The organism is Nodosilinea sp. LEGE 07298 (assembly GCF_015207265.1).
Lineage (GTDB): Bacteria > Cyanobacteriota > Cyanobacteriia > Phormidesmidales > Phormidesmidaceae > Nodosilinea.
The window spans coordinates 22,876-32,386 of record NZ_JADEXE010000043.1 but is presented as its reverse complement, the minus strand read 5'-3'; the positions used below and the strand labels follow the sequence as shown (position 1 = coordinate 32,386).

Annotated in this window: 6 protein-coding genes; 2 read left to right on the top strand and 4 right to left on the bottom strand. The window is 56.3% G+C overall.

The genetic code is table 11. The features are described from left to right. Both IQ273_RS08535 and IQ273_RS08530 read right to left on the bottom strand, forming a co-directional pair. On the bottom strand, positions 1–230 hold a 230-nt coding region (locus IQ273_RS08535), incomplete at its 3' end, for a transposase (RefSeq protein WP_194022748.1). A 246-nt stretch (positions 231–476) separates the two neighbouring features. Further along, the gene (locus IQ273_RS08530) at positions 477–3,995 is read right to left on the bottom strand and encodes a DNA polymerase III subunit alpha (protein ID WP_194022747.1); all 3,519 of its coding nucleotides are present in this window, start codon (positions 3,993–3,995) and stop codon (positions 477–479) included. 186 nt (positions 3,996–4,181) lie between these two features. Between IQ273_RS08530 and IQ273_RS08525 the strand changes: the two genes are divergently transcribed. Next, the gene (locus tag IQ273_RS08525; RefSeq protein ID WP_313898049.1) at positions 4,182–5,288 is read left to right on the top strand and encodes a DUF1206 domain-containing protein; all 1,107 of its coding nucleotides are present in this window, start codon (positions 4,182–4,184) and stop codon (positions 5,286–5,288) included. A gap of 25 nt (positions 5,289–5,313) precedes the next feature. Next, on the top strand, positions 5,314–6,504 hold the full coding sequence (locus tag IQ273_RS33560; protein WP_278000541.1) for a hypothetical protein: 1,191 nt from the start codon (positions 5,314–5,316) through the stop codon (positions 6,502–6,504). A 24-nt stretch (positions 6,505–6,528) separates the two neighbouring features. On the opposite strand, the gene IQ273_RS08515 is transcribed toward IQ273_RS33560, so the two are convergent. After that, positions 6,529–7,845: an HD domain-containing protein gene (locus IQ273_RS08515; RefSeq protein WP_194022745.1), complete on the bottom strand. Its 1,317-nt coding sequence runs from the start codon at positions 7,843–7,845 to the stop codon at positions 6,529–6,531. Further along, a complete protein-coding gene (ctpA, locus tag IQ273_RS08510; RefSeq protein WP_194022744.1) occupies positions 7,835–9,079 on the bottom strand; it encodes a carboxyl-terminal processing protease CtpA in 1,245 nt (414 codons plus the stop codon). The genes IQ273_RS08515 and ctpA overlap by 11 nt, the downstream gene beginning before the upstream one ends. Positions 9,080–9,511 lie beyond the last annotated feature (432 nt).

Here is a 9,511-nt window from a genome sequence, read left to right as displayed (position 1 = left end):
CGCAACGGCTGGTGTCGCCCGGCAAATACGGTATCCGTCAGATCATCAAACTGTCGATGGCAACCCTTGCAGCGGTAGCGCTGGCGATGAGGATGAGCATCATCTTTACCCCGCTTGACAACCTCCTTAGAGCCGCACTTCGGACACCGGATAACGCCGTCGGGCCAGCGCAACGTCCGAACGCTGTCGTAGCACTTGGCCTCTTCCAAAAGGTGTGTCAGGGTTAGCATGAGATCGCAGAGCAGGTGCACTTTAGTGTTCAGCCTAGCGAATACATCATCTGCTTGCAGGTCACCTCCCTGAAACACCTATTGAGCCGTTTTTTTTAGCTGCTTTTAAGCCAACGGCACCCGAGACAATCACAGTCTTCTCATCTTGCATGGCAGACATGCGCCCACCCCCTTACGGCTCGCCTGGCTTCCTAGCCCCCTAGCCCCTAGCTCCAGAGATAGCATTTAAACCTGCGCCACAGTCTCCTAAGCACTAATCAACGGCGTTGCTTTGGCCTGAAAGTTTGCATTAACCAGGGCCGTCACCGCTGCCTCGGGGTCTTTGACGCGAAACTGTGCTCCCAGCCGCACAAACTGGCGCTGCTGGTTGGCCCCAATCACCGCGATCACTGGTACTCGGGCATACTTGGGGTCGTCGCCCTGGTTGTTGCGAATCACGTTGCGCAGGCGGTGCTGCTGCTCGATGTCGCCCGCCAGGCGTGGGTCTAGCTCCACCATGACCATGCGCACGTCTTCAATCGACTCGGCATCGTCAATGATGAACTGGACGCGATCGTCGCGGCGATCGACCTTACCCCAGATCATCAGTCGTTTGTCGGCGACGATGTGCTGACCAATCCGCTCGAACGATTTAGGAAATACAACAGCTTCCGCCTGCCCAGTAAGGTCTTCAAGCTGGACGATCGCCATGCGATCGCCCTTTTTGGTAATTACAGGCTTGACGCTGGCGAGAATCACGATCGCGCTCAGCGTTACATTATCGTGCTGCTCGTGCAGCTCAGCCAGGTTGATCGGGGCCAGCACTCGCGCCGATCGCTGCACCGACTTGAGCGGATGGTCAGAGATGTAGAAACCCAGCAGTTCTTTCTCCTGCCGCAGTTTATCCTGGGCCTCAAAGTCGGCAACTAGGGGCGCTTTAGGAGCAGTTTCGTAGCCGCTAGCTGGGGATGCGGCCTGGGTATCGTCGCCGCCCAGCATCATGTCGAATAGATTGCCCTGGCCGATCTCGCGATCCTTAGCGCGGCCTTGCGCCCAGTCGATCACCAGCTCCAGATCCTGCATGAGCTGGTTGCGGTTGGGGTCAAGTTTATCCAAAGCACCGGCCAGAATCAGCGATTCTAGGGCGCGGCGGTTAACCGAGTGCAGATCGACTCGATCGCACAGTTCTGGTAGCGACTTAAATGGCCCCTCCTCCTCCCGGTTCTTGAGAATGCACTCGATCGCCCCCAGGCCCACGTTGCGCACCGCTGAGAGGCCAAACAAAATGCTCTTGCCCTCGGGGGTAAAATCGACCAGCGATCGGTTGACATCGGGCGGCAGCACCTCAATGCCCATGGCAATGCAGTTGCCGATGTGCATCTGTACCTTGTCCTGGTCGCCGCTGTTGGAGGTCAGCAGCGCCGCCATGTACTCCACCGGGTAGTTGGCCTTCAGGTACGCGGTCTGAAAGGTGACAAACCCGTAGGCGGTAGAGTGCGACTTGTTGAAGCAGTATTCGGCGAACTTCACCATCTGCTCCCAGAGTTCTTCGGCCACCTTCTTCGCCAGGCCCCGCTCTACCGCGCCGCTGACAAAGTTACCCTGGTGCTTTAGCATTTCCGAGACTTTCTTTTTACCCATGGCCCGCCGCAGTAGGTCGGCCTGCCCCAGGGAGTAGCCCGCCATATCCTGAGCGATTTTCATAATCTGCTCCTGATAGACCATGATGCCGTAGGTTTCGCTCAGAATCGGCTCCAGAATTTCGTGGGCGAAGTCGATTTTTTCGCGCCCGTGTTTGCGGTTAATGAATTTGGGAATTAGTCCGGCATCTAGCGGTCCCGGTCGGTAGAGGGCCAGAACTGACGAAATATCCTCTAAACCAGAGGGCTTGAGGTCTTTCACGATCTGGCGCATACCGGAAGACTCAAGCTGAAAGACGCCGCCCAGGTCGCCGCGCTCCAGCAGCTTAAAGGTGGCGGGGTCATCCATAGGCAGGTCGTCGGGATCAATTTTGATGCCGTGGGTAGCTTCGACCAGATCCAGCGTTTTTTGGATCATAGTTAGGTTGCGCAGGCCCAAAAAGTCCATTTTTAGCAGGCCCAGGGCTTCCACATCTTCCATGTAGTACTGGGTGATTACCTGGCCGTCGTTGTTGCGCTGCAAGGGCACAATTTCGTCGAGGGGGTCTTTGGAAATCACCACTCCGGCGGCGTGCATGCCGAAGGTTTTGTTGGTGCCCTCAATCCGCAGGGCCATGTCGAGCCAGCGGCGGGTTTGAGGATCGTTCTCGTACTTTTCTTTGAACTCGGGGGCAGGGGTGTCATCGGAGATCATCACCTTGAGCTTGGTGGGTTTGCCCCGCGCCACCGGAATCAGCTTCGCCATCCGATCCGACTCGGCATAGGGGATATCGAGCACCCGCGCTACGTCTTTGAGCACCGCCTTAGAGGTCATGCGGTTAAAGGTGATGATCTGAGCGACGCGCTCTTCGCCGTAGCGGCGGGTGACGTATTTGATCACCTCGTCGCGGCGATCGATGCAGAAGTCGGTGTCAATATCGGGCATTGACTTACGCTCGGGGTTGAGGAACCGCTCGAACAGCAACCCGTGGTGAATGGGGTCGATATTGGTGATTTCCATGGCGTAGGCTACCAGGGAACCTGCTGCCGAGCCGCGACCGGGACCGACCGGAATGTTGTTGTCGCGGGCGAAACGAATGTAGTCCCACACCACCAAAAAGTAGGTGGGGAAGCCCATCTGAATCATCATCTCGATTTCGTATTCGAGGCGATCGCGGTACTCCTGGCTAATCTCGTCATAGCTGGCTGACTTCATCCGTTTCACCAGCCCTTCGCGGGCTACGTGCCCCATGTAGGCCCCAGCATCTTCGTTGAACTCAGCGGGGATGGGGAAGTCGGGAATGCGCGACTGACCGAGGATGCCGGTGTACTCTTCGATTTTGTCGGCGACTTCCAGGGTGTTGGCGATCGCTTCTTCGATCACCGCTTCAGAAATATGATCGCGAAACAGCTGCCGCATCTCGTCGGCAGACTTGACGTACTCGGTGCCGCTGTAGCGCAGCCGCTTGTCTTCGGTCAGCAGCTTGCCGGTCTGAATGCAGAGCAGCGCGTCGTGGGCCTCCACATCGTTGCAGGAAATATAGTGGGAGTCGTTGGTGCAGATCACCTTGATATCGAGTTCTTGGGCGATCTTGAGAATTTCCACGTTCACTACCCGGTCTTCAGGGGAGCCGTGATCCTGAATTTCGAGGTAGTAGTCGTCGCCAAACAGGTCTTTGTACCACTGGGCCACCTTGCGGGCCACATCGGGCCGCTTCTGCAAAATCGCCTGGGGCACTTCGCCGCCGAGGCAGGCGCTGGTAACGATTAGCCCCTCGTGGTACTGCTCCAACAGGTCTTTGTTGATGCAGGGGCGTGAAAAAATGCCCTTGCCCTGGACCCCCTGCAGGTGGGAGACGGTGGTGAGCTTGACCAGGTTTTTGTAGCCCTGGGTATTTTTGGCCAGCACCACCTGGTGGTAGCGGGGGCGACGCTGCTGCTGCGAAATATCGCCGTTGATCAGGTACATTTCGTTGCCGATGATCGGCTTAATCCCGGCCCCTTTGCAGACCTTGATCAGCTCGATCGCGCCATACATCACCCCATGGTCAGTGAGCGCGATCGCGGGCATACCCAGCTCCTTGGCCCGCTCCACCAGCTGGGGCAGCTGACTAGCCCCATCGAGCAGGCTATAGGCACTGTGGATGTGGAGACCAACAAAGGACATAGCGCCGCGATACAATAGTACAATTTTACTGTGATCAGCAACCTGCGGGTCAGACGGCTTCAACCAAAAGGCAGCCAGGCTGCTCCTAAGGTTAGCTGATTTATAGAACTACATCTAGCGAATTTGAGGAAATATATAAATCTAAACCGCCACATGTAGAGTGCTTGCCCATAAGGCGACTGGCCAATGCACCAACCAAACCACCTGGTCACATGGGGTTTGGTTTCAGTACGTCACGCTGGACAGCGACACACCTACAATAAAAGCTTCCTGCGCGAAGCCCAAGTCTACAGCTGGGTAGATAAATTTACCCCGAGAGTCTATTTGAATAGGAAGACTAGCAAACGATTCCATCGGCAGGCCATAGGACTAGTATGGTTTGGCTGGCATAGCGCTTCAATGGGTAAGGTCAAGCTGATACTGAAGCTTTTACAGGGCTTAGTTCGTTTAGCACAGCGGCAGCTCCTTAAAATTTTCAAATGGTCTTGGGTACGGTGGTACATGCGTTTGGGCCACGCAGCCAAGGGCATATTCTATGGCCTGATCGGTTTATTGGCTATCAACGATATCATTCGCGACCAGCCCATCGTTGCGGGTAGCGAGGCGGTGCTCGCCAATCTAGACAGCTGGCCTCTAGGAAGCGCAGAGCTAGGGCTGCTGGCGTTTGGACTGCTGGGCTATGTGGTGTGGCGTTTGATGCAGGCAATCATCGGCCCGGGGCATACAGAGGACTTGAGCATTCGTCAGGTGCTACAGCGCTGCGGCTATGTTGTCAGTGGTATAACCTATCTCGGCATTGCTCAAAGCGCGGCTAAACTGGCCCTAAATTTAGCCGTCGATTTTGACGACACCATAGAAGATCTGGCCTCTGTTCTCTTCGAGCAAGAAGTGGGGCCATGGATGCTGGTAGGCGTGGGTGTGGGCGTTGTCGCCGTGGGTTGTCTCTATATCTATGGGGCAGCCTCCGGTGGCTACATCAATGACTTTAATCGTGACCTCTATCGCCCCGTCAGGCGATGGGCAATAGTAATTGGCAAAGTTGGCATTACGGCTCGCGGGGTCGGCTTCGTTTTAATCGGGGCCTACCTGGTCAAAGCCGCCTATCTAGTTGATGATGAATCTGCTGGTGGGCTGGGCAATGTGTTCGACGAGCTAGATGAAGAATTTCTGGGCGAATACTGGCTGGGTGCGATCGCATTAGGCTTTTTGGCCTACGCCGTCTATATGATTATTGCAGCCTGCTATCGCCAGTTTCCAACAGTTAATCTTCCCACTAGAGCTAAGCATAGCTAAACTCTACAGATTGTAGATAAGGGAAATGTTTACTGTGCTACAACACAGATTAAATAGACGGTATTGGCTAGTACTGCTGCTTTTGGCGGCTGCCGGTCTGCTGATGCACATTAGCTTCTGGTTTACACCCGCAAGCGATTTGATGGGTCAAGATATTTACTACATCTGGCTGGAAGGGAAGCGAATTATTGCCGGAGAAAATCCCTATGCCAGAGTTTTAGCTAGCGACATGCGGGCTAACGACAAGTACGCCACCTACTTTCCTCTAGCCTATCTCTTCTCGGCGCTAGTTCAAAAACTGGGCTTACCAGACTTTTTAGACTGGCTTTATCTATGGCGGCCTCTTTCATTCTCTTTTCACATAGGCATAGTGGCGCTGACGCTGAGTTTTTTTTACCGGCGGGGGTTGTGGCTGTTTGGCTTTGTCGCCGCCGCCATTCTCCTGCTGGGTCGCTGGAGTATTTACATCACGCGAGTGCACCATCTTGAATTTGCAGCCATCTTTTTTTTGTTACTCTCGTTAATTCTCCTGCAGGCAAGCGTCCCTGCCGTTACGCTGGCTGAGCAGAGTCGAAGCCAAAGCCTACCAGAGATGTCCCTTAGCCCCTCTGGGGTGGCTGAGTGCCCAGCACTCGCTCCGCAACCGCCAACGACTCCTCTCAGGGGACAGTTCCTCCTGCAGGCAAGGCCAAGACTATCCCTGCTGGCGTTTAGCGTTTCTTTAGGAATCAAACAAATTGCCATCTTTTTGCTGCCCCTTTACCTGATCTACCTCTGGATAAACGGGGATAAAGATGAACGCATCAAAGATGTGGCCTGGGGTCTTTTAATTATTCTGAGCGTTCCGGTTTTGACGTCATTGCCGTTCTTAATTTGGAATGCCGAAGGATTTCTAAAATCAATTATGTTTTCGGCCACCCGGCTAGGAAGTTCGCACATTGACGGTGCGCCTTCCCTAGACGTCATTCTTTCCCAAGATCTACCCTGGCTGGTCGGTCTAAAAGCCAAGCTACTGATGTTGTCGCTGGTGGGGCTAATTTACCTGAGCTTTTGGCGAGAAACAATCAGTATTTTGGCCTCTGCTGCCCTGGTGATGATGGTATTTCTCTACTTCAATTCGGTACTGTTTTTGCAGTATTTTGTGTGGCCTCTGAGCCTAACAATGCTGGCGTTAGTTGAGCTGGTGCCCCCGCTGGTGCCACAGAGGTCCTCGTAGTTGGCGATGTCTTTTCTGCCGCCCCTACTTGATTTCAGATTCACTACTTAGATTGTAGGCGGCCCAGGTTTGCCGTAACCAGGGGTGAATGTCTCGCGGGTAGAGTAGCCAGATGCGCTCAATGGGCTGGCTAAGGGTTTGCACCAGCGGCGAGCGGTCTTTAATGTCAATAAAGGCGTTGTCGCTGTGCAGGCAAATGCCTTCGTTATAGGTGGTGTAGCCTCGGCTCCAGCTGCGGCGCAGACCGCTGTAGTGCTCGCCGCTGTAGCCCTGCTGCTCCAAATGGGTGCGCACAGTATCGAGAAGATCATTCTGCTGCTCTACCGACAGCCGGGTGACCTCCAGGGTTTTGAGCAGGTCGCGATCGAGGAAACGGCGGCACAGGTCGGCCAGCAGCAGGTCGGGGCTGTGCCGCCACCGCTGCAGATGATAGGTAAACACAATGTCGTCACCGGATAGGTAAGTATCCAGCGCCAGGGGGCGATCGGGGGCCAGTAGCCAGGCGGTGACGGTGGGGTCGGCCTCCAGCTTACCGACCAGGAGGTCGGAGCGAGCGCGTTCGAAGGCCCGCTCTAGCAGCCAGGTGACGGCAATATTTTTGGGGTGGTTGTACACCTGCACGTACATAAAGTGGCGCACCACCAGGTAGTGCTCGATCGCAGACAATCCTTTATGGGCTACCACCAGCCGACCGCTCTGGGGCTCAAACCGCAGCGCCATTAGAATGCGGTCTAAATCGAGCTGACCATAGCTGGCCCCGGTAAAGTAGCTGTCGCGCAGCAGGTAGTCGAGGCGATCGCAGTCGAGCTGACTCGACACCAGCTGCCACACCAGCGCAACGGGATGCTCGTGGGTGTAAACCTGATCGACCGCCTCAGCTAGTCCTTCAGAATGCGCCTCCAAGGCGTCGTAAATCTCCGGCAGCTCGCGGATAATGCGGCGGGTCCAGTGCTCGTGCTGAAGGCCAAACACCTCTTCGGCAGTGTGGCTAAAGGGGCCATGGCCAATGTCGTGGAGCAGGGCCGCCACCAGCACCGTGGCCCGGTAGGGGGCCAGCTCGGGGTAGCGGCGCTGAATTTGGTCAAAGGCACGACGGGCGATCGCCATCACCCCCAGCGAGTGGGTAAAGCGCGAGCTTTCGGCCCCGTGAAAGGTGAGGCTGGCCGGGCCAAGCTGGCGAATTCGCCGCAGCCGCTGAAAGGATGGCGTATCGATCAGCTGAGTCAGCAGCGCCTCGTCGGGGTCACTGGCGTGCAGGGTAATCGCGCCGTGGAGAGGGTCGTGGTACGAGCGACTGGCCTTGGGTTCTACAGCGCTAGGAGAGGTCGGGTTAGGGAGCACTGGCGACCACCGTAGCGGCTTGGCTCAGCATCTCCAGGGCCGCCTGGTACTGGGGGTCGGCCTCGGTGGCAACAGTGTCGCGGTTGAGGGGCACCGTTGCCACAATGCGATCGGGGGTAATGCCCAGTTTATTAATATCGTGGTGGGACGGCGTTTCATATTTGGCCACCGTTACCGCCAGCCCCGCCCCATCCGACAGGTCAAACAGCGACTGAATCAGCCCTTTACCAAAGGTGATGCTGCCCACCAGGTTAGCCCGGCCATTGTCTTGCAGTGCCCCGGCCAAAATTTCGCTGGCACTGGCGGTGCCCTCGTTGACTAGCACTACCAGGGGCGCGTCGGTAATCGCCTGACCAAAGGCCTCAAAGCTGTCTAAAATGCCCTGGCGGTTGACGGTGTAAACAATCGTGCCCTGGGGTAGCCACAGCCGAGCAATCTCGATTCCGGCCTGCAGCAAGCCGCCGGGATTATTGCGCAGATCTAGCAGGTACCCCTCTGCCCCCTGATCGGCCAACTCGCGAATAGCCCCCGCTAGCTTCTCCACCGCATTGCCGTTGAACTGGCTTAGCCGCAGGTAACCTACTCGCTGGCCTGCTGGCGTGGTTTTGAGCGCTGCCACCACAGGGTTGAGCGTAATCACGTCGCGGGTCAGCGATACCTGACGAGCGGTGGCTTCATCGGGGCGGCGCAGCTGGAGGGTAACCGTCGTACCCTGACGACCTCGCATCCGAGCGGCGGCCTCGTCTAGGGTTAAGTCAGTGGTGGCTGTACCGTCAATTTCAAGCACCATATCCTGGGGCTGAATACCCGCCTGCTCGGCGGGCGACCCTTCAATCGGGGCAATTACCCGCAGCCAGCCGGGGTGCTCATCTTTAGAAATTTGTAGCCCTACCCCGGTCAGTTCGCCAGCGGTGCTGGTTTGCAGGCTGCGGTACTGAGCGGGAGGCAATAGCCGGGTGTAAGGGTCTTCTAGCCCAGCCAGCATGTCTTGAATCGCCTGGTAGGTATCGGCCCGGTTAGCCAGCGATCGCTCTAGCGCCCGCTGGCGGGTAAACCACCAGTTTTGGTGATTGAAGGTCTCGTCGACGTAGGCACGGTTGACGATGCGCCACACCTCCGCCACCAGGTTTTGCTCGTTGGTGAGGGCCATCGCCGGCCCCGCTGACACTCCACCAACGGCTAGTCCAACCAGACACAGGCAGAGAATACTGAGACGCAACAGGAGTCTGATCATAGATACAGAGCAAAAGCAGGCGGTGGTGGAATGGGCGGAGCGGAGGATGCGATCGCGCCAGGGGCAGACGATCTAGGGCAATAATCTTCAATTATTACCCTTGGAAGAGCTAAACGCCCCAAAGGAGCCTCGCCCGAATCGACTTGACCCAAATCGCTTGGCTTTAAGAATGGGCGATATCCATAGCCATTCGGCATCGGCTTCACATTAGTTTATTGTGACTATTTTTGGCGAATTGCGCCTAACCCTCTTCAGTGTGGGGCTGAGGTCAACCAACTCTGCCCTTGTCGGCCATGCCATCTGCCCAGCAAACCAGTCCCCGCCCAGCACCTCAACGCTTCGGCCAGGAGAATGACTCACCAGCGACAGTATTTGTGGCTACCGACGCCCCAGGCGTGAATTGTAACGAAATATTTCGAGCTGGACAGGTTT

Bases quoted from the DNA above. Each gene is read 5' to 3' on its own strand.
- IQ273_RS08530 (WP_194022747.1), bottom strand. From the start codon at position 3,995: ATGTCCTTTGTTGGTCTCCACATCCACAGTGCCTATAGCCTGCTCGAT.
- IQ273_RS33560 (WP_278000541.1), top strand. From the start codon at position 5,314: ATGTTTACTGTGCTACAACACAGATTAAATAGACGGTATTGGCTAGTA.
- ctpA (WP_194022744.1), bottom strand. From the start codon at position 9,079: ATGATCAGACTCCTGTTGCGTCTCAGTATTCTCTGCCTGTGTCTGGTT.
- IQ273_RS08525 (WP_313898049.1), top strand. From the start codon at position 4,182: ATGCACCAACCAAACCACCTGGTCACATGGGGTTTGGTTTCAGTACGT.